Below are 563 nucleotides of genomic sequence, written 5' to 3'. Positions count from 1 at the left end.
ATCATTGATAATACAGGACTTATCCTTGTTCACAAGAAAATTAAAGATGACCCAGAAGCACTATTAAAACTACTAAAACCGTATATCGGTGACATTGTGGTTGGCGTAGAATGCATGCACTGTTGGTATTGGGTCGCTGATTTTTGTAAAGAACACACTATCGACTTTATTCTCGGTCATGCTTTGTATATGAAAGCAATTCATGGCGGTAAAGCCAAAAACGATAAAATAGATTCATATAAAATTGCCAAACTCATCCGTGGGGGGAACTTTCCACTTGCTTATGTGTATGACAAAGATATGCGTGCTACGCGCGACTTATTACGCAGAAGAACTAAAATTGTTCGCCACGGGGCTGATTTAAAAGCCCATGTCGCCAATACCGCTAGCCAGTACAATTTACCTGCCCACAACGTGAATTTAAAGAACGTCTGCGACAGACAAAAGATGCGTTATTACTTTCCTGATCCCGTTGTTCAACGCTCTATTAATTTAAACATGGCCATACTCGATTGCTACCACAATGAGCTTAAGCCTTTAGAGCATTATATTGAACAAATGGC

The 563-nt window shown here is 39.8% G+C and carries 1 protein-coding gene; it reads left to right on the top strand.

What is annotated here, in order from left to right; translation table 11 throughout:
• Positions 1–563, top strand: a 563-nt coding sequence (locus AC27I2_RS19705; RefSeq protein ID WP_487205263.1) for an IS110 family transposase, incomplete at both ends; no start/stop codon positions are given.

It is taken from the genome of Pseudoalteromonas sp. NH0006-46 (assembly GCF_057547735.1).
The sequence above is the reverse complement of the archived record's forward strand: the minus strand, read 5'-3'. Positions and strand labels throughout refer to the sequence as shown.